This is a genomic window from Pseudomonas peradeniyensis, assembly GCF_014268935.2.
Taxonomy (GTDB): domain Bacteria; phylum Pseudomonadota; class Gammaproteobacteria; order Pseudomonadales; family Pseudomonadaceae; genus Aquipseudomonas; species Aquipseudomonas peradeniyensis.
In genome coordinates this window covers 1,772,072-1,794,306 of the sequence record NZ_JABWRJ020000001.1, presented here as the reverse complement: position 1 = coordinate 1,794,306, position 22,235 = coordinate 1,772,072, and the positions used below count along the sequence as shown (strand labels likewise).

Annotated in this window: 20 protein-coding genes and 1 pseudogene; 14 read left to right on the top strand and 7 right to left on the bottom strand. The window is 66.0% G+C overall.

Annotated features, from left to right (window positions below; all coding sequences use genetic code 11):
* Positions 1 to 2 precede the first annotated feature (2 nt).
* A complete protein-coding gene (locus HU751_RS07805; protein WP_225933244.1) occupies positions 3 to 2,249 on the bottom strand; it encodes a TonB-dependent receptor in 2,247 nt (748 codons plus the stop codon).
* Between the two features lie 123 nt (positions 2,250 to 2,372).
* The gene (locus tag HU751_RS07800) at positions 2,373 to 4,100 is read right to left on the bottom strand and encodes a M24 family metallopeptidase (protein ID WP_186734578.1); all 1,728 of its coding nucleotides are present in this window, start codon (positions 4,098 to 4,100) and stop codon (positions 2,373 to 2,375) included.
* Here HU751_RS07800 and pdxR point away from each other — a divergent pair, their 5' ends adjacent.
* Entirely contained in the window at positions 4,101 to 5,591 is a 1,491-nt protein-coding gene (gene pdxR / locus HU751_RS07795) for a MocR-like pyridoxine biosynthesis transcription factor PdxR (protein ID WP_186734579.1), read from the top strand.
* A gap of 6 nt (positions 5,592 to 5,597) precedes the next feature.
* On the opposite strand, the gene HU751_RS07790 is transcribed toward pdxR, so the two are convergent.
* The gene (locus tag HU751_RS07790) at positions 5,598 to 6,386 is read right to left on the bottom strand and encodes a formate/nitrite transporter family protein (protein WP_186734580.1); all 789 of its coding nucleotides are present in this window, start codon (positions 6,384 to 6,386) and stop codon (positions 5,598 to 5,600) included.
* 265 nt (positions 6,387 to 6,651) lie between these two features.
* Here HU751_RS07790 and HU751_RS07785 point away from each other — a divergent pair, with 265 nt between their 5' ends.
* The 3 genes from HU751_RS07785 (at position 6,652) to HU751_RS07775 (ending at position 9,519) form a co-directional block, all read left to right on the top strand.
* Positions 6,652 to 7,590, top strand: a complete 939-nt coding sequence (locus tag HU751_RS07785; protein ID WP_186734581.1) for a Dyp-type peroxidase — start codon at positions 6,652 to 6,654, stop codon at positions 7,588 to 7,590.
* 94 nt (positions 7,591 to 7,684) lie between these two features.
* Positions 7,685 to 8,500 (top strand): DNA-binding protein, encoded by an 816-nt coding sequence (locus tag HU751_RS07780; protein ID WP_186734582.1) that lies wholly within the window; start codon positions 7,685 to 7,687, stop codon positions 8,498 to 8,500.
* Between the two features lie 125 nt (positions 8,501 to 8,625).
* Entirely contained in the window at positions 8,626 to 9,519 is an 894-nt protein-coding gene (locus HU751_RS07775) for a sterol desaturase family protein (RefSeq protein ID WP_186734583.1), read from the top strand.
* Here the strand turns inward: HU751_RS07775 and HU751_RS07770 are convergent.
* Positions 9,502 to 10,188, bottom strand: coding sequence for a helix-turn-helix domain-containing protein (locus tag HU751_RS07770; RefSeq protein WP_186734584.1), 687 nt, complete (start codon positions 10,186 to 10,188; stop codon positions 9,502 to 9,504). The two genes, HU751_RS07775 and HU751_RS07770, sit on opposite strands and share 18 nt — an antisense overlap.
* 204 nt (positions 10,189 to 10,392) lie before the next feature.
* Between HU751_RS07770 and HU751_RS07765 the strand changes: the two genes are divergently transcribed.
* A complete protein-coding gene (locus tag HU751_RS07765) occupies positions 10,393 to 12,072 on the top strand; it encodes an MFS transporter (RefSeq protein WP_186734585.1) in 1,680 nt (559 codons plus the stop codon).
* Positions 12,073 to 12,118: 46 nt separating this feature from the next.
* Here the strand turns inward: HU751_RS07765 and HU751_RS07760 are convergent, their stop codons facing one another.
* A complete protein-coding gene (locus tag HU751_RS07760; protein ID WP_186734586.1) occupies positions 12,119 to 12,688 on the bottom strand; it encodes a hypothetical protein in 570 nt (189 codons plus the stop codon).
* A 147-nt stretch (positions 12,689 to 12,835) separates the two neighbouring features.
* Between HU751_RS07760 and HU751_RS07755 the strand changes: the two genes are divergently transcribed.
* From HU751_RS07755 to HU751_RS07725, 7 genes are read left to right on the top strand one after another with little or no spacing between them, the layout of a single operon-like run.
* On the top strand, positions 12,836 to 13,513 hold the full coding sequence (locus HU751_RS07755; protein ID WP_186734587.1) for a thermostable hemolysin: 678 nt from the start codon (positions 12,836 to 12,838) through the stop codon (positions 13,511 to 13,513).
* Positions 13,503 to 14,969 (top strand): AMP-binding protein, encoded by a 1,467-nt coding sequence (locus HU751_RS07750; RefSeq protein ID WP_186734588.1) that lies wholly within the window; start codon positions 13,503 to 13,505, stop codon positions 14,967 to 14,969. The genes HU751_RS07755 and HU751_RS07750 overlap by 11 nt, the downstream gene beginning before the upstream one ends.
* 8 nt (positions 14,970 to 14,977) lie before the next feature.
* Positions 14,978 to 15,658 carry an iron-containing redox enzyme family protein gene (locus HU751_RS07745; protein WP_186734589.1) on the top strand — a complete coding sequence of 227 codons (681 nt, stop codon included), beginning with the start codon at positions 14,978 to 14,980 and terminating at the stop codon, positions 15,656 to 15,658.
* A complete protein-coding gene (locus HU751_RS07740) occupies positions 15,645 to 16,451 on the top strand; it encodes an SDR family oxidoreductase (protein WP_186734590.1) in 807 nt (268 codons plus the stop codon). The genes HU751_RS07745 and HU751_RS07740 overlap by 14 nt, the downstream gene beginning before the upstream one ends.
* Positions 16,448 to 17,089 carry a tetratricopeptide repeat protein gene (locus tag HU751_RS07735; RefSeq protein ID WP_186734591.1) on the top strand — a complete coding sequence of 214 codons (642 nt, stop codon included), beginning with the start codon at positions 16,448 to 16,450 and terminating at the stop codon, positions 17,087 to 17,089. Before HU751_RS07740 ends, HU751_RS07735 begins: the two co-directional genes overlap by 4 nt.
* A 2-nt stretch (positions 17,090 to 17,091) precedes the next feature.
* Complete coding sequence (locus tag HU751_RS07730; protein WP_186734592.1) at positions 17,092 to 17,754, top strand: response regulator; 663 nt, start codon at positions 17,092 to 17,094, stop codon at positions 17,752 to 17,754.
* Positions 17,751 to 19,124 carry a sensor histidine kinase gene (locus HU751_RS07725; RefSeq protein WP_186734593.1) on the top strand — a complete coding sequence of 458 codons (1,374 nt, stop codon included), beginning with the start codon at positions 17,751 to 17,753 and terminating at the stop codon, positions 19,122 to 19,124. The genes HU751_RS07730 and HU751_RS07725 overlap by 4 nt, the downstream gene beginning before the upstream one ends.
* Here the strand turns inward: HU751_RS07725 and HU751_RS07720 are convergent, their stop codons facing one another.
* Both HU751_RS07720 and HU751_RS07715 read right to left on the bottom strand, forming a co-directional pair.
* Positions 19,125 to 19,511: a VOC family protein gene (locus tag HU751_RS07720; protein WP_186734594.1), complete on the bottom strand. Its 387-nt coding sequence runs from the start codon at positions 19,509 to 19,511 to the stop codon at positions 19,125 to 19,127.
* Positions 19,512 to 19,631: 120 nt separating this feature from the next.
* Positions 19,632 to 20,351: an IclR family transcriptional regulator gene (locus HU751_RS07715; RefSeq protein ID WP_186734595.1), complete on the bottom strand. Its 720-nt coding sequence runs from the start codon at positions 20,349 to 20,351 to the stop codon at positions 19,632 to 19,634.
* Positions 20,352 to 20,522: 171 nt separating this feature from the next.
* Here HU751_RS07715 and HU751_RS07710 point away from each other — a divergent pair, with 171 nt between their 5' ends.
* Entirely contained in the window at positions 20,523 to 21,275 is a 753-nt protein-coding gene (locus HU751_RS07710; protein WP_186734596.1) for an SDR family NAD(P)-dependent oxidoreductase, read from the top strand.
* A gap of 91 nt (positions 21,276 to 21,366) precedes the next feature.
* A pseudogene (locus HU751_RS27240) lies at positions 21,367 to 22,206 on the top strand (PAS domain-containing protein); the annotation flags it as partial.
* Positions 22,207 to 22,235: the final 29 nt, after the last annotated feature.

Below are 22,235 nucleotides of genomic sequence, written 5' to 3'. Positions count from 1 at the left end.
GATCAGAAGTCGATGCTGGCGGACACCTGCACGGTACGCGGCGCACCCAGTCCCAGGCTGGTGAGCAGCGGCATGCCCCAGTAGGCCTTGTTGGTCACGTTCTCCACCGTGCTACGCAAGGTCACAGGATGGTCGGCCACCTGCAACCGGTAGCGGGCACCGACGTCGTAGATGGTGTAGCCAGGGATCGACTGGCTGTTGTCGCTGCTGATGTACTGTTTCGACACTGCGGTGGCGTTGGCGGTCAGGGTCAGGCCATCGAGCAGTGGGGTGTCCCACTCCACGCCCAGCTTGCCCTGCAGTTTCGGCTGGCCGGTGGCGGTCTTGCCTTCATCCGAGCCGCTGGCGGCCTTGGTCACCTTGGGATCGAGGCGGGCCACGCCGCCCATCAGGCGCAGGTCGGTCAGCGGTGTGCCGAAGAAGCTCCACTCGAGCCCGCGGTTGCGCTGTTCGCCGCCGAAGGAGAACACTCTGGTTACCGGGTCGGTGAAGCTGCTGGGGCGTTCGATCTGGTACAGGCTCAGGGTGTGGGCGAAGTCGCCAAGGTCGAGCTTGACGCCGACTTCCTTCTGCTTGGACTTGTAGGGGGCGAAGACTTCGCCGCGATTGGCGGTGTTGAACGGCGCGATGGCGCCCTTGCTCAGGCCCTCGATGTAGTTGGCGTACAGCGACACCTCGTCAGTGACCTTGACCAGCACTGCCGCCGCCGGGGTCGTGGCGCTCTCGTTGTAGCGTGTGGTGTGCGCGCCGCTGCTGACGTCGAAGCTGTCGGTCAGCACCTGCTGGCGACGCACGCCCAAGGTGAGTTGCAGACGCTCGTCGAGGAACGACAGGGTGTCGGCCAGGCCGTAGCTGCTCAGGCGCGACTCGGTGTGGGAGATCGGCGGGTAGCTCCTGGCGGCTTCCGGTCCCCAGACCGGGTGGTAGATATTGTTGATCCACTCGGCACCCGGGACGTTGCGCCGGCCATAGTCGTGCTGCTTGTCCGAGTAGTGCGTGGCGTTGAGCGACCACTGGTGACCGACGCCGAAGGTATCGAAATGGCCGCGCAGGCCGGCCTCCCCCGAGGTCTTCTTCAGGTCGATCTTCAACTGGCCCATGTTCGTCTCCATATCCCCGGCGGTGTTGAACACCTCTGCGAGCATGGTGCCACTGTAGGCGTAGTCGGTCTTGCTGGTGCCGGCCGCGGCATAGGCCATGAGGTTGTCGTTGAGGTCGTACTCGCCGCGCACGATCACGCCCTTGTCGCGGGTCTGGACGAAGCCCCAGTCCGGGTTGAGCAAGGTCTCCGACTTCGGCGGCCTGGGCACCGGCACGCCCGCGGCCAGGCCGATGCCGCGGTTCTGGCCCCTGACCCGGTCCTCGCTTTCGTACAGGTCGGCGGACAGGCGCGCCCGCTCGCCGCGCCAGTCGAGGCCCAGGGCGTTGAGCTCGGCCTTCATGCGCTGATGGTCGGTCGCGGTGTCGCCGTCGCGATAGACGCTGTTGAAGCGCACGCCGAACTGCTGCTCTTCGCCGAAGCGACGGCCGACGTCGAGGTGCCCGCCAAACTGCGCGTCGGACATGTAGGTGGTGGTGATCCGCGTCAACGGTTCGGCTCCCGCGCGCTTGGGCACCAGGTTGATGCTGCCGGCCACCGAGCCGGCCGGTGGCATGCCGTTGAGTAGGGCGGACGGCCCCTTGAGCACTTCGATGCGCTCGTACATCTCGGGCGAGATCCGGTAGTAGGGCGCCATGCCGTACAGGCCACCGATACTCACATCGTTGATGTTGGAGTTGAAGCCGCGGATCGAGTAGTTCTCGCTGTAGGTACCCTTCAGGCCATTGCTGAACACTGCGGGGTCGGTCGCGGCGATCACGTCGGTGACGGTTTGCGCCTGGGTGTCCTGGATGTACTGCTCGGTGTAGCTGATGGTGCTGAACGGTGTCTCCATGAAGTCCTTGTTGCCCAGCAAGCCGACCCGGCCGCCCGAAGCCACCTGGCCGCCGGCGTAAGCGGGGGGCAATGCGCTCGGGGCGTCGAGGTTGCCTTCAACCCGGGTTTCGGTCAGCTCGAGGCTGCCGCTGGCCTGGCCTTGGCGGGATTTTTCCACTTCCTCGGCGCGTTCCACGGTCTGCGCCGCGGTCACGCTCATGGACGCGCCGCCCAGGCCGAGCAGCAAGGCCATGTGCACGGCGGCGAAGGTGCGATTGAGGTCAAAGTGGGGCACAGCCGGCTGCTGCGCCGGGCTGACACGCTGTTGCGACATGCTGGATTCCTTTCGATTCGCAAGTGAGTGAAGGCATTCACTAGGCTTTCCGACCCAGCACGGGAAAACCTCAATGCAAATCATTAACATCCAGCGATGCGATTGGCGCTCAGCCAGGCAGGGTCAACGGGCGATGAGGATATCCTCGAAGAACGCCCCGACCGGTTCGCTGGGATGGCACAGCTGGATCTCCAGCACCCAGACCATCTCCCCCGGCACGATCTGCAGATCGGCCAGTTTCTCCTGCCCGTACAGGACATGGGGGAAGTCGGCGATGCGATGCCCGGCCAGGTTGCGCTCCAGACACCAGCCCTTGGCCTGGGCGCTGCGCTCGGCAACGTTGTACAGCTCGCGCCCGGTCAGTCCGCGGCGCCAGGCCAGGCGCGTCTCGTCGAACACTGCGTGCAGCGCTTCGACGCAGGCGTGGTGCAGGGGGTGGTCGCCGAACACGAAAGTGTCGCCATAGTCGCCCTCGTAGCCGTCCCAGACCGGGCCGAGGTCGACCACGGCGATATCGCTGGCGCGCAGCCTGCGCTGCGGGTCGATGCCCTGGCGCGGCGTGCGCACGGTGTCGTCGCCGAAGCGGATATAGGTCGGGTGCCAGGTGTGCGAGGCGCCCATGGCGCGCAAGGTGCGCTCGGCCATGGCCAAGGCCTGGGCGGTGGTCATGCCGACTTCCAGCTGGCTGGCGATGGCGGCCAGGGCCCGTACCGTCTGTTCGCGGGCGGCGAGCATGCCGTCCAGCGAGTAGCGCGGGCCGACTTTCTCCAGTTGTGGGTCCAGTGCCGTCGACGGCAGCGCTGCGCCGCTGGGCACGAAGGCCTCGGCGATGAAGCGATGGGCCTGCACGCCTGCGCCAAGGCATTGCTCGCGGACCTGCTGGATCATCGTGCCGTTGCCACAGGCATAGACCTGGGTATTGGCCCAGTGATGTGCCTGGGCCAGTGCCACTTGCTGCACGCGGGCCTGCGTCGCCAGGACCGGGTACCAGCGAAAACGAGGGTGCGCCTGGCTGCTCTGGTCGAGGAACGCACGGTCGTAGAAGTCGGCCGGTGAGGCGCCACCCCAATACAGCGTGACCTCGGCATTGCGTGCCAGGGCCGTCAGCAGCAGGGGCTTGATGCCGGCATAGCCGGTGCCGCTGGCGAACAGCACCACGGGGCGTTCATCTTCATGTTGCCAGGTGCAGGCCCCCACCGGGCCTTCAAGCATCAGCACATCGCCTATGTCGAGTGACGGCAGCAAGCGTTCGGAGAACAGGCCGCCAGCGACACTGCGTATCTGAAACACCATCCGTCCCTGATCCAGGGCCGGCAGGTTGGCGATGGAGAAGCAGCGGCTGTCACCGTTATCAAGGCGGAACCTGACGTACTGGCCGGCACGTACCTCGACGGGTTGTTCGGGTTGCAGCACCAGCTCGGTGATATCAGCGCTCAGGGGGCGTTTGCCCAGCACCCGCGCGCTGAAGGTCAGTGTTGGTGTGTCCAGTGACCAGCCGGGAATCGCCAGGCGCATGTCGCCGCAGGCGTGGCTCTGGCACAGCAGCAGTTCGTCGGCGGCCAGGGGGTAGGAGGGCGCGGGCGTGTCTGTGTCGCGCTGCTTGTCGCGATAACGTCCGGTGACGACCTTGACCTTGCACGAACCACAGGCGCCGCGACGGCACGAGAAGGGCACGGCCAGGCCGCTGGCGAGCATGGCGTCGAGCAGCAGCTCGTCGCCGGCCTCGAAGGTTCTGCCCGAGGGCGACAATTCAATGACATGGTGGCTGGGCATGGCGACCTCGTGGCAGTGGGAGCGGTGATTGTTGCGGTAGACTTGGACCAGGAGAACCTCCAGTTTTGGATAATTCACATGGTCCAGTTACGCAAATGGCGGCCGTTGCTCAACCTGGAAGGGGGCGAGCCGCAGGCCTCCTATCGAAAGATCGTCGAGGGACTGGTCAACGCGATCAGCGATGGCCGCCTGCTTCCCGGAACTCCCTTGCCGGGTACTCGGGACATGGCGCAACTGCTCGACGTCAATCGCAAGACGGTGATCCTTGCCTACGAAGAAGCGGCGACCAAGGGTTGGCTGTACAGCGTGCCGCGTCGTGGCACCTTCGTCAGCCAGCAGCTCACCGCGCAGGCGACGCCGGCGCGCGAGGTGGCGCCGCCATTCGCTCCGAAATTGCGCGATGCGCCTGCCACTGCATATTTCGCGGCGAGCGAACAGGCGACGGCGTGGCATCAGCGCGCCGGGGCGTTGTTCTTCGACAACGGCGCCTGTGACCATCGCCTGTTGCCCCAGGCGGTCCTGCACCGTTACTACCGCAAGGCCCTGCGTCACAGCTTCGCCACCAATACCGTGCGCCATGGCAGCGACGGCAGCGGCCATCACCTGCGCCGCGTGCTGGCGGACATGCTGCGCCAGGAGCGTGGACTGAACGTGGGGGCCGAGTATATCTGCCTCACCCAGGGCACGCAGATGTCGCTGTACCTGGTCGCCAGCGTGTTGCTCAGGCCCGGTGACGTGGTGCTGGTGGAGCGGCTGAGCTATCCGCCGGCCTGGGAAATATTCCGCCAGCTGGGTGCTCGGCTGGAGACCGTGGACCTGGACGAGGAGGGTTGTCGGGGCGAGCAGATCGAGGCGCTGTGCCGGCTGCATCCGGTGCGCTTTCTGTATGTCACGCCCCACCACCAGTTTCCCACCACCGTCAGTCTGCGCGCCGGTCGCCGGCGGCAGTTGCTGGAATTGGCGCGGCGCCATGACTTCTGCGTGATCGAGGAGGACTACGACCACGAATACCACTTTGCCGGGCGGCCCTACCTGCCGCTGGCCAGTGATCCCCTGCAGCGCCATGTGATCTATGTCGGCTCGCTGTCCAAGTCATTGGGCAGCACCTTCCGTTGCAGCTTCATCGTCGCGCCGCCGGCGGTGACCGAGACGCTGAGCCGCACCGCAGCGCTGATCCTGGGGCAGGGCGATGCGGTGATGCAGCGGATGCTCGCCGACCTGATCGAAGCCGGTGAGCTCAGGAAACACCTGCGGCGGGTATCCAGGGAGTACCGGCGCCGCCGGGATATGCTGCTGGCCTGCCTGCGCGAAGCCTTTGGCGAGCGCATCGCGGTGCAGGTGCCGGAGGGCGGGTTGGCGCTGTGGGTGAGGTTCGCCCCGTCGATAAACGTGGATCGGCTGGTGGTCGAGGCGTTGCGACTGGACCTGGTGGTGCGTGCCGGCCGGCAGTTTTCACCCGCCGGCCAACCCGAGAATGCCCTGCGCCTGGGGTTCGCCTCGCTGGATCCGGACGAGATTCGCCAGGCCGTGCAGCGTCTGGCCCAGGCCGCGAGGGCCGTGGCTGACTGAAGCCTGCTACTGCAGCGCGCCCTGTTCCTGCGCCGGGGCGCCGAACGAGACGTAGTAGGCCAGGCCGACGAAGATCGCCCCGCCCACGGCATTGCCCAGGAACACCGCCGCCAGGTTTTCCAGTAACTGCCACCAGCTCAGGTAGCCGGCAAAGATCGCCGCCGGGATCAGGAACATGTTGGCGACCACGTGCTGGAAGCCGATGGCGACGAAGGCCATGATCGGGAACCAGATGCCGAGGATCTTGCCGCTCATCTCACGGCTGGCGTAGGACAGCCACACGGCCAGGCACACCAGCCAGTTGCAGCCGATGCCGGAGACGAAGGCGTGCAGGAAATCGGCGCTGACCTTGCTAGTGGCGCCCGCCAGGGTCTTGCCCAGGTACGGCCCCTCGGTCAGTCCGAGCAGATGGCCGAAGCAGTAGGCGACGAACAGCGCGCCCAGCAGGTTGGCCAGGGTCACCAGGGCCCAGTTGCGTGCCACTGCCCACAGGCGGATACGCCCGGCGAACATCGCCAGGGGCAGGCTCATCATGTTGCCGGTGAGCAGTTCGCCCCCGGCCAGGATTACCAGGATCAGGCCGATGGGAAATACCGCAGCGCCCAGCAGGGTGCCGAACGAAGCCCATGGCGTGGGGATCATGGCGCTGACGTGAATCGCCAGCAGGAAGCCCAGGGAAATGAATGCTCCGGCCAGAAAGCCGAGGATCAGGGTGGCGCGGGTGGGCAGGTGGGCTTTGCGGGTGCCGGCTTCTATGACCAGCTCGGTAATCCGGGAGGGGGTATTCACAGACATTTCAACAACTCGAACGCAAGGACAACGGCTTGGGCCGTGGATCGGGGTTTGACAGCGGCGGGGCGGCTTCGAAGCGGGCGGCACGTTAGCTGAGGCAATTTGACGCGGTCAAATCGATAGGCTGGATGAGGTGATAGATCTCATCTATGAGGGGCGGGTGTTCAAGCGGGCTGTGCTATACCAAAGCGACCGTGATGGTAGTCGTGCATCGAGCGGGCTGGCAACGTACTGGCCTGTTCGATCTATTCGAGGAGGGAAAATACCTATGAACACTGTCGAAATCGAACCGCAGGCTGTCGACAGCCCGATCACCCGCAGCGCGATGTTCCTGGTGGCGACGCTCACCGAGGACGAGGGCAGCGCTGACCGTGTACGCGAACTGTGCGGTGACCTTGCCGGGCTGGTGCGTTCGGTGGGCAAGCGCGTACCGGCCGGTAACCTGTCGTGTGTCATCGGTTTTTCGGCATCGGCTTGGGCGCGCCTGTTCGGTACTGCGCAGCCGGCCGGCCTGCATGCCTTTCGCGAGTTCGGCAGTGGCGAACGCAAGGCGGTGGCCACGCCGGGCGACATTCTCCTGCATATTCGCGCCGAGCACATGGACCTGTGTTTCGAGCTGGCCGCGCTGCTGGTCAAGCGTCTGGGTCAGGCCGTCACGGTGGTCGACGAGGTGCAGGGTTTTCGCTATTTCGACATGCGCAGCATCATCGGCTTCGTCGACGGTACCGAGAACCCGGGCCCGCGGGATGTGGCGCGCTTCACCCTGGTGGGCGCCGAGGATCCCGCGTTTGCCGGGGGCAGTTATGTGCTGGTGCAGAAATACCTGCACGACATGACCGGTTGGGAGGCACTGTCCACCGAGGCGCAGGAGCGCATCATCGGGCGCACCAAACTGTCCGATATCGAACTGGATGCCGCCAGCAAGCCCAGTTGCTCGCACAGCGCGCTGACGACCCTGGAAGAGGGCGGCGAGGAGATCAAGATCCTGCGCGACAACATGCCCTTCGGCCGTCCCGGGGCCGGGGAGTTCGGCACCTATTTCATTGGCTATGCCCGTTCGCCGGCACCGATCGAGCAGATGCTCGAGAACATGTTCGTCGGCAAGCCGCCGGGCAACTATGACCGCCTGCTGGACTACAGCCGTGCCGTCACCGGTGGATTGTTCTTCGTGCCGACGGTGGACTTCCTCGAGCAGGCCGCTGGATGACCGGCTACCGACGCGCTTGAAAAGGCGGCGCGGGACGTGCAGTATTCACCAAATTACATGGTACATGCCATGGTATGTAATGGTGGAGTGAGCAATGGCCCGCATAGGCATCGACAAGGTAGCTGTTCAGCAGGCGCGGCAGGCACTGATGGCCCGCGGTGAAAATCCGAGTATCGACGCGATACGTATCGAGTTGGGCAATACCGGGTCAAAGACCACCATTCACCGCTACCTGAAGGAACTTGATCATCAGCCCGTGTCGCTGCTGGGCAACAGTACGGCGCTGAGCGAACCGCTGGGTCGGATGGTCGAGCGACTGGCCGCGCAATTGCAGGAGGAAGGACAGGCGCGCATCGACGCTGCCGAGGCCGCGGCCGAAGCACGCTGCGCGGCGATGCAGGCTGAACTGCAATTGGCCCAGCGCGAGCTGGCCGGCGCGCTGCGCCAGGTCGAGACCTTGAGTGGTGCGCTGCAAGTCGAGTCCGAACGCCTGGCCGCCAGCCAGGCCAGCCTGCAGGCCGAACAACTGCGCAGTGCCGGTCTAAGTCAGTCCCAGGGCGAATTGCAGGCACGTCTGGCCGACAAGGACGAGCAACTGCGCGTCAGCCTCGAACAGCGCCAGCAGGAGCAACGCCGGAGCGAGACCCAGGTGCGCCAGTTGCAGGGCCAGTTGCAGACCCTGCAGCAGGGCGCCATCGCCCGCCAGGATGAGCTGACCCGCCTGCATCGAGACAACGAACGTCTGCTGGCCGAGCAGCGCCAGGCAACGGCACAGAGCCGGTTGCTGGACGAGCAATTGCAGCAGCGCGACGCCCAGGTTCAAGGGTTGCGGGCGATACTGGCCCAGGCCCAGGGCGCCAATGACGAGATGCGCCGCCAGTTGGCGACGCGAATCCAAGGCGCTCCGTAATGATCGACGGCCCCCTGTAGGAGCGGCCCAAGACAGTTGTTACAACAGCAAATGCGCCGTTCGTTCAAGCGTCACGCTCAGGCACCCGGCAACACTGGCGGCTCCATCCATGACCGGAGCCTTCCATGCGCATCCTCTATGCCCCATGCTTCTTCCTTGGTTTCATCGGCACAGCCGTCTACCTGATCAACCTCGGCGCCGACATTCTCTGGCTGTTGCCCCTGCTCGGCGTGGCCATCCTGCTGTCGTTCACCTGCGAAGCGCTATACCCCTACAAGCCCGCCTGGAGCGAGGCTGACGGGGAGGGCGGGCGCGATGGCCTGCACGCGCTGGTCAACGAAACCCTGAATGTCGCCAGCATCACCACGATTCCACTGCTGGCCGGCTGGCTGCCGGCCAGCGGGCTATGGCCCAGCCATTGGCCAGTGCTGTGGCAATTGCTGCTTGCCATGCCCCTGGCCGACCTGGGCATCACCCTGGTGCATTACGCCAGCCACCGCAGCGCGTTGCTCTGGCGCCTGCACGCGGTGCATCACAGCGTGACCCGGCTGTACGGCTTCAATGGCCTGATGAAGCACCCGCTGCACCAGCTCGCCGAGGCCCTCGGCGGTGTGCTGCCGTTGCTGTTGCTGGGCTTGCCGCAGGATATCGCGGCGCTGCTGGCCTTCAGTATCTCGGTGCAGTTGCTGCTGCAACACAGCAATGTCGACATGCGCATCGGCGGCCTGCGCCATCTGTTCGCCTGGGCGCCCGTGCACCGGCTGCACCACCTGAAGTACGGCACGCTGGGTGACGTCAATTTCGCCCTGTTCTTCCCGCTGTGGGACCGCCTGCTGGGGACCGCGCTGCACCTGCCGGGCTATGGGCTGGCCGATGACGACATGGGCATCGGTGATCGCCCGGACTACCCGCAAGCGTACCTGGCACAGCTGCGTGAGCCGTTTCGCCCGAAGGCCACGGCGCAGCCGCCGGCGCCACTCCCGCACAGTCTGCGCCAGGCCCTAGGTCAGCGTATCTGAACGCAGGTGGCGCAGGGCCTCACTGGCGCGGATACCGAACTGCTGACGCAGATTACGGGACAGGTGTGCCGAGTCGGCAAAGCCCGCAGCCATGGCCGCCTCGGTCAGGGACATGCCGTCAAGGGCCTGGCGCAGGGCCATGCGCAGGCGTTGCCACAGCACCAGGCGTCGTACCGACAGGCCTAGGCTGCCGCTGAACAAGCGCTCCAGCTGACTGATCGACACCGCGGCGTCCTGCGCCAGTGTCGTGGCTGGCAGGCGCTGCTCGTCCAGCGCCCGGATCCGCTCCAGGGCACGGGTCAGGCGCGGGTCCAACGAGCGGCGCGGTGCCAGGCGCAACGCCTGGGCCAGACCCGGGATATCACGGGGCGCCTGCTGGCAGGCGTCAAGCAAGGTCTGCAGGGAAAACGCCAGGGGTTCGGCGAACAAGGTGATGCAGGGTGTCTGATGCCCGGGCATGGCGTGGGGCTGCAACGACTCGATGGCCAGCAACCTGCCGCTGCACTGTTCGCCAGCGATCTCAGCACATACCTCGCCCTCGAGTGGTAACAGCACCTGGTGGGCATAGTGGGCGTGGACACTGGTGCGCCCTGGCGTGCCGAGCAGCAGGCAATGGTCATCGGCCAGCCAGAGTCGACCTCGCCAAGCGCTGTCCTGTCGTTTGTTCATTCCGGGCGTCCTATCCGTATTGGTCGATAAACACTCATGCGAGTGGATATCGTTCAAAGGCCGATTATGCTTGAGGTGACTTGCCGCGATCCGAGGCCGATGCCTCGTCGTGCTTCGCGCAGCCTGCAATGCCCTTGGGCCTGGGTGCGTGCTTTGGGATCTGATGGAGCACTCCGGTCTACCACAATCAGACGGAGGCGACCCATGGCGGTCCTTGACAGCGCATCCACGGGCAGTAGCGCGCCCCAACGTGGCATTACCCGGGAGGAGCGCAAAGTCATCTTCGCCTCGTCCCTGGGCACCGTGTTCGAATGGTACGACTTCTACCTCTACGGATCACTGGCGGCGATCATCGCCAAGCACTTCTTTGCCGGGGTCAACGAGACCACTTCGTTCATCTTCGCCTTGCTCGCCTTCGCCGCCGGCTTTGCCGTACGGCCATTCGGCGCCATCGTGTTCGGCCGCCTGGGCGACATGATCGGGCGCAAGTACACCTTCCTCATCACCATCGTGATCATGGGTATATCCACGGCGGTGGTGGGGTTGCTGCCCAGCTACGCGACCATCGGCGTGGCCGCGCCGGTGATCCTCATCAGCCTGCGTCTGCTGCAGGGGCTGGCGCTGGGCGGCGAGTACGGCGGCGCCGCCACCTATGTGGCGGAACATGCGCCCAAGGGCAAGCGCGGCTTCTTCACCGCATGGATCCAGACCACCGCCACCCTCGGCCTGTTCCTGTCGCTGCTGGTGATCCTGGCCTGTCGTACCGCCATGGGCACCGAGGCGTTCGAGGCCTGGGGCTGGCGCATCCCGTTCCTGCTGTCGATCCTGCTGCTGGCGATCTCGGTGTACATCCGCCTGCAGCTCAACGAGTCGCCGGTGTTCATGAAGATGAAGGCCGAAGGCAAGGCGTCGAAGGCGCCGCTGACCGAGTCGTTCGCCTGCTGGGACAATCTCAAGGTGGTGATCATGGCGTTGCTCGGCGGCACCGCCGGGCAGGCGGTGGTGTGGTACACCGGGCAGTTCTACGCGCTGTTCTTCCTGTTGCAGACGTTGAAGATCGACCCGCAGACCGCCAACCTGCTGATCGCCGGCTCGCTGCTGATCGGCACGCCGTTCTTCATCTTCTTCGGCAGCCTGTCCGACCGCATCGGGCGCAAGAAGATCATCATGGCCGGCTGCATCATCGCCGCGCTGACCTATTTCCCGATCTTCAAGGCGCTGACCGAGTACGGCAACCCGGACGTGTTCGTCGCCCAGGAGCAGAACCCGGTGGTAGTGGTGGCCGACCCCGGGCAGTGCGCGTTCCAGTTCGACCCGGTGGGCAAGGCCCGATTCACCAGCTCCTGCGACATCGCCAAGAGCCTGCTAGCCAAGCGGGCGATTCCGTACGAGAACGAGAAGGCCGAGCCCGGCAGTGTGGCGCAGATCCGTATCGGTGAGCGGGTGATCCCGAGCTTCGAGGGCAGCAGCCTGGCCGCGGCGGACCTGAAGACCCAAAGTGATGCCTTCACCGCCACCCTGACGGCGGCCCTGAAGGAAGCCGGCTACCCCGAGAAGGCCGACCCGGCGAAGATCCACTACCCGATGGTGTTGCTGTTACTGAGCATCCTGGTGATCTACGTGACCATGGTCTACGGGCCGATCGCCGCCTGGCTGGTGGAGCTGTTCCCGGCGCGGATCCGCTACACCTCCATGTCGCTGCCGTACCACATCGGCAACGGCTGGTTCGGTGGCTTCCTGCCGACGGTGGCCTTCGCCATGGTCGCGGCGACCGGGGATATTTACTACGGGCTGTGGTACCCGATCGTGATCGCGGTGATGACCGCGGTGCTGGGGATCTTCTTCCTGCCGGAAACCAAGGATCGCGACATCCACCACACCTGACCGCCCGCAAGCCCGCTCCTTGCCTTCGAGGGAGCGGGCTTGTCTGTCAGTCGAAGTAGCCGCGCAAGGTAAATCGATAGCCGACATCCACCGCCGAGGTCTGCGCCTTGGCATATGTCTTTTTGAGCACGAACTCGATCGCCGGCTCGTACAGCCCGTCGCGCACCACGGCGCCCGCCAGCACCTCCACCGTGTACCAGCCGTTGTCCAGCTCGATGATCGGCCGCCCCGGCTCCTGGTAGCGCGCCAGCAGGTCGCCCAGGGCCTTGTTGGTGAAGTGCTGGAGGACGCGCCAGGTGAACAGCATCAGCGCACGATTCTCGACCCGCAGCACATACCCCGCACGACGATGCTTGAGGCGGCTGCCAGGCTCCAGCAGTGCCGGCGTGCGCTCGTCGAGGGTGAACAGGATGTGGTAGGGCAGGTTGTCGATCCCGGCCAGCGGCAGGATCACCCCTTGCGCCACCGCCAGGTCGCCGCTGTCGCCGCTGGTGAAGGCGCGGGCCAGGTCGTCAGGCAGGTCGTGGTCTTCCTTGAACTGTTCGAGCAGTTGAACATCGCCAAGCAGGAAATAGTCGATCAGGTCGTTGAGCACTTCACTGAATTCGTAGCGCATGGGGTGTCCTTGTTCTGGCTGCGCCGGGGGAAGTCAGCAATGTAGCAGTCCTGGCATGGCCCGCCATCACCTATCGAAGGGGTCACTTCAGGCTGCCTTCAGATTCGCCCTCGATACTGCCTGTACTGCAACCTACGGGGGCCTGTCATGACCGAGCCGACCTGGAACAGCCTGTTTCCCTTGTCCATTGGCACCCATGCGCATCACCAGGCGCAGCTCACGCTGCACGACCCGGAAACATCCGGTCGCGCTGCGATAGAGCAGTTCATCCATGCACGATTCGCCTGTGTCCACCATGCCGATGTCCATCATTACCTGCCGCAGCTGCTGGGCCTGCATGACCGCCATGGTCGGCTGATAGCCGCCGCCGGCCTGCGCCTGGCCGTCGCTGCGCCGCTGTTTCTGGAACGCTACCTCGATATGCCGCTGGAGCACGCCGTGGCGGCTGTGGCAGGAAACCCGGTGCCCCGCGAGCAACTGGTGGAGGTGGGCAACCTGGCCGCACTCAGCGCCGGCAATGCGCGGATCATGATCATCGCCGTGACCTGGTTGCTGGCCGCCCGTGGCCTGCGCTGGGTGGCGTTCACCGGTGCGGCGACGTTGCTCAACAGTTTTCGCCGGTTGGGCCTGGAACCTACGGTGGTTGCCCAGGCCGACCCCCGGCGAATCGACGACGACTCAGGCGATTGGGGCAGTTACTACGTACATCACCCGCAGGTGTTCGTCGGCAGCATCGATCAGGGCCATGCGGCATTGGACCATGCCGGCGTGTTCGAGCGGCTGGGCCTGCCGACGATCCGCCAGGAGGCCGGTCATGCCGCATGACATCCAGCGCTTTTTCGAAACGCTACAGCTCCATGCCCGACACCGCGGTGCCCAGCCAGCGGTACAGGGCGCAGGCGAGAGTTTCACCTATGAGCAACTGTTGTGCGAGGTTCGGCAGCGGGCTGGCTGGCTGCGCGAACAACCGCCCGGTACCTTCGCCCTGGCCCTGGAAAACGGCCCACAAGCCCTGCTGTGGGATCTGGCGGCACTGTTGGCCGAGCGTCCGTGCCTGCTGCTCCCGGGCTTTTTCAGTGCGGCCCAGCGACGCCATTGCCTGGTGCAAGGTGGCGTGACACGGGTGCTGGCCGATGTGGGCCTGGCGGCGGAATTGAGCGACTGCGGATTCATCCGGGGCACGCGATTCTGGAGTCGGGACAGCGTCGCGTCGCCGCCCCTGCCGGACGGTACCGCCAAGATCACCTACACCTCCGGCAGCACCGGGGCGCCCAAGGGCGTGTGCCTGGGCGCGACGGCCCTGGTCAGGGTGGCCCAAGAACTGGAGGTCGCCAGCCGCGCGGCGGCGCCGGGCAGATACCTGGCGGTGTTGCCGCTGGCGGTGCTGCTGGAGAACCTGGGGGTGTACGCGGCGCTTCTGGCAGGCGCCAGCGTCGTGCTCTACCCACAGGCACAGCTGGGCATTGGCGGCGCCAGCCAGGTGGATTTCAGCCGTCTGCTCGGGGCCATCGCCCTGAGCGGTGCCGAGAGCCTGATCCTGGTTCCGCAGCTGCTGCTGGGGTTGGTCACGGCTATCGAACGGGGGGCGATGCGTGTCGGCCCGTTGCGCTTTGTTGCCGTGGGTGGCGCCCGGGTGGCCGACAGTCTGCTGTCGCGCGCCGCGGCGGTGGGGTTGCCGGTGTACGAGGGGTACGGGTTGTCCGAGTGCGCATCGGTGGTGTGCCTGAACCGGCCCGGGGCGCTGCGCCCGGGCAGTGTCGGACGGCCGCTGCCCCATGTGCAGGTGCGCATCGCCGAGGATGGCGAGGTGCTGGTGGCGGGTACGGCGCTGCTCGGTTACCTCGGCGAGCCTGCGTTCGATGGCCAGTGGTGGCCGACCGGCGACCTCGGCCAGCTGGACCGTGACGGCTACCTGCACCTGGCCGGGCGCAAGAAGAACCAGTTCATCACCAGCTTCGGCCGCAACGTCAACCCGGAATGGGTCGAAGCCGAACTGACCCAGGGCGGAGTGATCGGCCAGGCCTTCGTGCACGGCGAGGGCCTGCCGGGCAACCTGGCCCTGCTCTGGCCCCTGGATCCGCAGGCCAGCGATGGGCAGGTCGCGACGGCGGTCCGCCAGTGCAATGAAGGCCTGCCTGATTATGCCCGGGTTCATGCCTGGCGGCGTCTGTCCGAACCTTTCAGCGCCGAGGCGGGCACCCTGACCGCCAATGGCCGTCCCCGCCGCGACGTGATCCTGCGGCATTACCAATCGCTGTTGTCCGACCTTCAGCATCCGTGAGGTACGCCATGTCCTTTTTCGAAAACCTGCAAGCGCAGACTGCGAGGGAGCGTGAAGCCTTGTTCAGCGTCCCGGTGATCCGCGATGCCCTGGGTGGGGTGGTCAGTCTGGAGGGTTATGTGGCTTTCCTGACCCAGGCTTACCACCATGTTCGCCATACCGTGCCGCTGATGATGGCCTGCGGCGCGCGGTTGCCGTCGCGCCTGGAGTGGCTGCGCGGCGCGGTGTGCGAGTACATCGAGGAGGAGTACGGCCACGAGCGCTGGATCCTCGACGACATCGCTGCCTGCGGCGCCGACCCGGCCAAGGCCCGTGACGGCCGGCCGGCACAGCCGATCGAACTGATGGTGGCCTTCCTCTACGACCTGATTGCCCGGGGCAACCCGGTGGGGCTGTTCGGCATGGTCAATGTGCTCGAAGGCACCAGCATCGCCCTGGCCACCCAGGCCGCTGGCAGGATCCAGGGTAGCCTGGGGCTGCCGGACAAAGCGTTCAGCTACCTCAGCTCCCATGGCGCCCTCGACCAGGACCACATGCTGACCTATCGCGGCCTCATGGACCGCCTGGAGGACCGCGACGACCAGCAGGCGGTGATCCACGCGGCCAAGGTGGTGTACCGACTGTACACCGAAATGTTCCAGGGCTTGCCACGGGCCGGCCAGGCCGAGGTGCGCCATGCGCTTGCCTGAATGCGTGGTGGTGCTGACCGGTGCAAGTGGCGGCATCGGCCTGGAGCTGGCCGAACAGTTGTGCGCCGCCGGCGCGCGGGTGCTGGCGGTGAGCCGGCACATGGGCAGGCTGGCGCAGCTGATGAACCGCTACCCGCAACAGTTGCGCTGGCAGGCGGCCGACCTGCGCAGCGCCGAGGGTCGCCAGGCGGTGCTGAGCGCCGCCCGGGCCATGGACGGGGTCAATGTGCTGATCAATGCCGCCGGGATCAATCGCTTCGCCTTGCTTGACCAGCTCGACGAGACCGCCCTCGACGAACTGCTGGACATCAACCTCAAGGCCGCGGTGCAGCTCACCCGTGGTTGCCTGCCGTTGCTGCGCCTGCAGCCTCGGGCGCTGGTGGTCAACGTCGGCTCCACCTACGGCTCGATCGGCTACCCCGGCTATGCCGCCTACTGTGCCAGCAAGTTCGCCCTGCGCGGCTTCTCCGAGGCCCTGCGCCGCGAATTGGCCGACACCTCGGTGAACGTGCTGTACGCCGCGCCACGGGCAACCCGCACGGCGATGAACAGCAGTGCCGCGACGGCGCTCAACCAGGCGTTGAAGGTCGGCGTGGATCAGCCGGGGGATGTGGCCCGGGCCGTGCTTGCCGCGGTCCAGGCCGACCGCAGCGAGTTGTACCTGGGCTGGCCGGAAAAACTCTTCGTGCGTTTGAACGGCATGCTGCCCGGGCTGGTCGATCGTGCCCTGCGCAAACAACTGCCGCTGATTCGTCGCTACAGCGCCCACTCGGGCAAGGAGTCAGGCAAATGAAACGTCTGTTACTGGCCAGTGTGCTGGCCTTCTCGCCCGTTGTCTGGGCTCTGGACCAGGCCGGCAGCCAGCGTCTGAACGAGGTGCAGCAGCGCTGGGCGCAGATCCAGTACCAACTGCCCGAGGCGCAGCGCAGCAAAGCCTTCGAGGCCCTGGCAGCGGACGCGGCGGCTTTCGTTCGTCAGTACCCGGGCTCGGCGGAGCCGCTGATCTGGGAAGGTATCGTCGACAGCAGCTGGGCCGGTGCCACGGGTGGGCTCGGCGCGCTGGGCAAGGTCAAGGCCGCCCGCGCCAGCCTGGAGAAGGCCTTGGCGATGGACCCCAAGGCCCTGCAAGGCTCGGCCTACACCAGCCTTGGCGCGTTGTACGACCGGGTACCGGGCTGGCCTTTGGGGTTCGGCGACAAGGACAAGGCCGAGGCCATGCTGCGCCAGGCATTGGCAATCAACCCCGACGGTATCGACAGCAACTACTTCTGGGCCGACCACCTGTACCGGCAGAACCGCTACGCCGAGGCCAGCGCCGCCCTGGGCAAGGCGCTGCGCGCCGCGCCACGCCCGGGGCGCGAACTGGCCGACCAGGGTCGGCGCGGGGAAATCGATGCTTTACTCAAGGCCATCAAGGACAAACAGGACTGAGCATGCGCCTGCTGCTGGTTGAAGACGACCCCGCCCTGGGCGAGGGGATCTGCGATGGCTTGCGCCTGGAGGGCTATACCCTCGACTGGTTGCAGGATGGCCAGAGCGCGCTGCACGCCCTGGGTGTCGAGACCTTTGACCTGCTGGTCCTGGACCTGGGACTGCCGCAGCTGGACGGGCTCGAACTGCTGCGACGCCTGCGCGCAACGGAAAACACCCTGCCGGTGCTGATCCTCACGGCCCGCGACGCGCTCGAGGACCGCATCGCAGGGCTCGACGCCGGCGCCGACGACTACCTGGTGAAACCCTTCGATCTCAACGAACTCAAGGCCCGACTGCGCGCCTTGCTGCGGCGCAGCGCCGGCCGCGCCAGGGTGCTGATCGAACATGCCGGGGTCAGCCTCGACCCGGCCACTCAGCAGGTGCGCTACAAGGGCCAGCCGGTGGTGCTCACGCCCAAGGAATACCTGCTGCTGCACGAACTGCTCGCGCAACCGGGCAAGGTCTTCACCCGCGAGCGCCTGACCCGGTTGCTCTATGGCTGGGATGAAGAACCCGAGAGCAATACCCTGGAGGTCAACATCTACCAGTTGCGCAAGAAGCTGTTCAATGGCCTGATCCGCACCGTGCGTGGCATCGGCTACCTGGTGGAGGGGCGTGCATGAGTTCGCTGCGCCAGCGAACCCTGTGGCGGGTCATGCTGTTGCTGCTGGTCGGCAGCGGCCTGCTGGCGCTGTACAACTATCATGACAGCCGTCACGAGATCACCGAAGTCTACGACGCCCACCTGGCGCAGAACGCACGCCTGCTGCAAGGGGTTATGAGCCTGCCGGTGCAGGAGCAGAACCGCCAGGCGCTGTACCAGGCATTCGATGAAGCCTTGAGCAAGGCGGGGCGCCATCGGGTCGGCCACCCGTATGAGAGCAAACTGGCCTTCCAGGTGTGGGACGATCGCGGCAACCTGCTGGTGCGCACGCCCAGTGCGCCTGCGTTCACCACGCCACCGAGCACGCCGGGGTTCGCCGACATGCAGGTACAGGGGCAGCGCTGGCGCGGCTTCGTGCTGCCGGTGCCGGAGAAGCGCTGGCTGATCTGGGTGGGGGAGCGTAACGATGTGCGCTATGACCTCATCGACCGTATCGTGCGCCATACCCTGATGCCGTTCCTGCTCGGCAGCCTTGCCCTGGCCCTGCTGGTCTGGGCCGCGATCGGCTGGGGCCTGCAGCCACTGCAGAACATGGCCCGGGTGATCCGCGGGCGACATGCCGAGTCCCTGGAGCCCCTGCAACTGGTGCCGTTGCCCAAGGAGCTGGAGCCCATGCAGGCGGCAATCAACCGGCTATTGGCGCAGATCGATGAACTGCTGCGCCGCGAGCACCGGTTCATTGCCGACGCCGCCCACGAAATGCGTACGCCGCTGGCGATCCTGCGCCTGCACGCGCAGAACGCCCAGGCCGCCACCAGCGCAGCCGAGCGCGACAAGGCCCTGGGATTCCTGATCGGTGGAGTCGATCGCCTGACCCGGGTGGTCAACCAGCTACTGACCCTGGCGCGGCTCGAACCCCGCCTGGCGCAGCGCGACTGGGCCGCGGTCGACCTGGCCGCGCTGGTCGTCGAGACCTTGGCGCAGCTGACACCCTGGATGCTCGAGCGCGGCCAGGAGCCTTCATTGGACATTGCCGAGGGGGCCGATTATCGGCTGTACAGCGATGCCGGCGCGTTGGGCATTGCCTTGCAGAACCTGGTGACCAATGCGGTGGACCATTCGCCGTCGGGCGGACGGGTACATGTCACGTTGCGTCGCGAGGACCAGGCGCTGGTCCTGGCGATCGAGGACGAAGGACCGGGTATCGAGGCGGCGGACCTTGAGCGCGTGTTCGAACGTTTCTACAGCAAGGATGCGCCCAATGGTGCCGGCCTGGGGTTGTCGATCGTGCGCACCATCGTCCAGCGCCTGGACGGTAGCGTGCAGTTGCGCAACGGTTCGCCGCGGGGCCTGTGTGCGACGCTGCGTTTGCCGGTGGTGCAGGGGTGATCAATGCCGCTGGGCGATCTGGATCAGGTTGCCGCAGGTATCGTCGAACACGGCCACGGTAACAGCGCCCATGGCCGTGGGCGGCTGGGTGAACTGCACGCCGGCCTTGCACAGCCGTTCATACTCGGCCTGGATATCACGCACGCCGAACGAGGTGGCGGGAATGCCGTCCTGTTTGAGCGCGGCCTTGTAGGTCTTGGCTGCGGGATGGGCGTCGGGTTCGAGCAGCAGCTCGACGCCGTTGGGATCGTTGGGGGAGGTGAGGGTGAGCCAGCGGTGCTTGCCCATGGGGATGTCGTGCTTGGGTTCAAAGCCCAGGACATGGTGGTAGAAGGCATGGGCCCTGGCCTGATCGTCGACGAGGATGCTGGTGACCACGATCTTCATGTGTATCCCTCTGGAGGGGCAGCATCGTGCTGCGGGTACCTGGAGATTATAGAAGGGCCGTCTGCGCCGGGTGGATTGGCGCGCAGACTTTGAATGAAGGTCGCTGCGCCTTGTCGTGCGTCAGCACTTCACCAGGTCGAACAGCGAGCGCATCGCCCGGGTCGCCATGCGTCGCATTACCGGCGCCTGCAGGCGTTGCGCCGGCCCGCCGGCACCGAGTGCGGCGACCACCTGGCCGCGCAGGCGCAGGGGCAGGGCGAAGCAGTGCAGGTCTTCACGCGAGGCGGCCAGGTCGAGGGCAAACCCCTGGCTGGCGACCTGGCGCAGCTCCTGCTCGAGCGTTTGCGGGACCGGTTGGGTACGCAGCAGTTGCCTGGCCAGCTGAGGGTCATGGGCCAGCAGTACCTTGCCGATCGCTGATGTGGTCAGGCCGTCGCGACGGGTGTCCGCGGGCAGTTGCAAAGCCTGGCCCCGGCCATCCAGTGCCGCCAGCGTGAGGTAGGCACGTGTGCCGCCGGGCACCGCCAGGAAGCAGTGCTCCCCACACAGGTCGGCAAAGGCGCGCAGCGCCGGGGTGAAGGCCTGGCGCAGGCGCTGCTCGGTCTCGCTCAGTGGCTGTGCCAGCTGGCGCAGGCGCAGACCGAGGGCGTAGTGACGCTGCTCGCGGGTGACGTAGCCCAGCGACATCAAGGTATCCAGCAGCCCATGGATCGTGCTCTTGCCCAGGCCACTGCGTTCGGCGAGGTCGTTCAGGCGCGCCCGACCGCCTTCGGCGCGGATGAGTTCGAGCAGGTGCATGGCCCGCTCCAGGGACTGGATCTGGCGACTGTTGGCGGACATAAAGCGATCCCGGTATTCGATGGCTGCCCATTGTGCCTGCAATCGCAAGGTGGCGCAGGCGCTCGAGTTCGGCAATGTCGAACCTTGAGGCTTTTATGCGCCCGTTCCCACTGTTGACGGGGGGCTGTGCCTACACTCGCCGGCACTTCAACCAGCCAGAGGAATCAGTACATGGATCTGCAACTGCAAGGTGCCAGGGTCGTGGTCAGCGGCGGCACACGGGGTATCGGTCGGGCCATCGTCGAGTGCTTTCTCGCCGAAGGCGCCCAGGTGGCGTTCTGCGCACGGGACGAGACCGGGGTGCGCCAGGCCGAGGCCGAGCTTGGCGACCAGGCCTGCGGCAGGGCGGTGGACATCACCGATGCCGCGCAGGTCGACGGTTGGATCGCCGCTGCCGCCGAGCGCATGGGCGGCATCGATATCGTCGTGCCCAACGTCAGTGCCCTGGCCCACGGCAGCGAGGCCAGGATATGGCGCCAGGCCTTCGAAACCGACCTGTTGGGCACGGTCGGCATGGTGACGGCGGCGCTTCCCTGGCTCAAGGCCTCGGCGCAGGCGGCGGTGGTCTTGATCTCCAGCGTGTCCGGACGTGAACTGAGCAGCTTCGACGAGCCGTACGGGGTGCTCAAGGCCGCGCTGAATCATTACGGCAAGACACTATCGGCGCGCCATGCCGGCGAGGGTATCCGGGTCAACTGCGTATCGCCCGGCAACGTGTATTTCGCCGATGGCGTCTGGGGGCGGATAGAGCGCGAGCAGCCCGAGGCGTTTGCCCGCAGCCTGGCGGCCAACCCGCTCGGACGCATGGCGCGGCCGGACGAGGTCGCCCGGGCCGCGGTGTTCCTGGCCAGTCCGGCGGCAAGCTTCATCAGTGGCACCAACCTGCTGGTCGATGGCGGCCTGACCCGCGGCGTGCAGTTCTGACGACAGCCCGGGCCTGGACGGGCGGGAGTCGAGGCCACGGGCAGACAGACGGTACAAATGCCTAATCCAAAAGTGATATCAGATCGCTTGCATGGCGCTTGGGCCGATCTATGCTCAGGGCATCCCGTGGATACAGGAGCCCCGGCCCATGTTCGAATACCATCGCAAGTCCGATCTGGTCGAAATTCAGCGCGCCCGGCAGGCCCTGGCGGGCATGGAGGCGAAGCTGGCCGCGATCAGCCGTTCCATGGCGATGATCGAGTTCGCGCCGGATGGCACGATCCTCGAGGCGAACGAGCATTTCTGCAAGACCATGGGCTACAGCGCCGGCGAGATCTGCGGCAAGCACCACCGGATCTTCTGCGACCCGACCTACGCCAAGAGCGCCGAGTACCAGCAGCTCTGGCGCGAGCTGGGTGAGGGCAAGGCCATCAGCGGCACCTTCGAGCGCCTGGACAAGGCCGGTCGCGAGGTGTGGCTGGAGGCCAGCTACATGCCGGTGATCGACGAGCGCCAGCAGGTCACCAGCGTGATCAAGGTGGCCTCCGACATCACCCGGCACGTGATTGAGGAGCATGAGAGCGAAAGCCTGCTCAAGGCCATCGGCCGCTCCATGGCGGTGATCGAGTTCACCCCGGCCGGGCGGGTGATCAAGGCCAACCAGAACTTCCTCGACACCATGGGCTATCGCCTGGAGGAAGTGGTCGGGCGCCACCATGGGCTGTTCTGCCTGCCCCATGAGCGCGAGTCGGCCGAGTACCGTGACTTCTGGGCCTCGCTCAACCGCGGCGAGTACCATTCGCACCGCTTCGAACGCGTCAACAAGCAAGGCCAGACCGTGTATCTGGAGGCGTCCTACAACCCGATCTTCGACAACAAGGGCCGGTTGTACAAGGTGGTGAAGTTCGCCAGCGACATCACCCGTCAGATCAGCACCCAGCAGACCGCCGCCGACGCCGC

Coding starts and splice junctions, on each gene's coding strand:
- HU751_RS07780 (WP_186734582.1), top strand. CDS start 7,685: ATGGCCCGCATAGGCATCGACAAGGTAGCTGTTCAGCAGGCGCGGCAG.
- HU751_RS07770 (WP_186734584.1), bottom strand. CDS start 10,188: ATGAACAAACGACAGGACAGCGCTTGGCGAGGTCGACTCTGGCTGGCC.
- HU751_RS07765 (WP_186734585.1), top strand. CDS start 10,393: ATGGCGGTCCTTGACAGCGCATCCACGGGCAGTAGCGCGCCCCAACGT.
- HU751_RS07730 (WP_186734592.1), top strand. CDS start 17,092: ATGCGCCTGCTGCTGGTTGAAGACGACCCCGCCCTGGGCGAGGGGATC.
- HU751_RS07740 (WP_186734590.1), top strand. CDS start 15,645: ATGCGCTTGCCTGAATGCGTGGTGGTGCTGACCGGTGCAAGTGGCGGC.
- HU751_RS07805 (WP_225933244.1), bottom strand. CDS start 2,249: ATGTCGCAACAGCGTGTCAGCCCGGCGCAGCAGCCGGCTGTGCCCCAC.
- HU751_RS07750 (WP_186734588.1), top strand. CDS start 13,503: ATGCCGCATGACATCCAGCGCTTTTTCGAAACGCTACAGCTCCATGCC.
- HU751_RS07790 (WP_186734580.1), bottom strand. CDS start 6,386: ATGTCTGTGAATACCCCCTCCCGGATTACCGAGCTGGTCATAGAAGCC.
- HU751_RS07760 (WP_186734586.1), bottom strand. CDS start 12,688: ATGCGCTACGAATTCAGTGAAGTGCTCAACGACCTGATCGACTATTTC.
- HU751_RS07735 (WP_186734591.1), top strand. CDS start 16,448: ATGAAACGTCTGTTACTGGCCAGTGTGCTGGCCTTCTCGCCCGTTGTC.
- HU751_RS07725 (WP_186734593.1), top strand. CDS start 17,751: ATGAGTTCGCTGCGCCAGCGAACCCTGTGGCGGGTCATGCTGTTGCTG.
- HU751_RS07745 (WP_186734589.1), top strand. CDS start 14,978: ATGTCCTTTTTCGAAAACCTGCAAGCGCAGACTGCGAGGGAGCGTGAA.
- pdxR (WP_186734579.1), top strand. CDS start 4,101: ATGGTCCAGTTACGCAAATGGCGGCCGTTGCTCAACCTGGAAGGGGGC.
- HU751_RS07715 (WP_186734595.1), bottom strand. CDS start 20,351: ATGTCCGCCAACAGTCGCCAGATCCAGTCCCTGGAGCGGGCCATGCAC.
- HU751_RS07785 (WP_186734581.1), top strand. CDS start 6,652: ATGAACACTGTCGAAATCGAACCGCAGGCTGTCGACAGCCCGATCACC.
- HU751_RS07710 (WP_186734596.1), top strand. CDS start 20,523: ATGGATCTGCAACTGCAAGGTGCCAGGGTCGTGGTCAGCGGCGGCACA.
- HU751_RS07720 (WP_186734594.1), bottom strand. CDS start 19,511: ATGAAGATCGTGGTCACCAGCATCCTCGTCGACGATCAGGCCAGGGCC.
- HU751_RS07755 (WP_186734587.1), top strand. CDS start 12,836: ATGACCGAGCCGACCTGGAACAGCCTGTTTCCCTTGTCCATTGGCACC.
- HU751_RS07775 (WP_186734583.1), top strand. CDS start 8,626: ATGCGCATCCTCTATGCCCCATGCTTCTTCCTTGGTTTCATCGGCACA.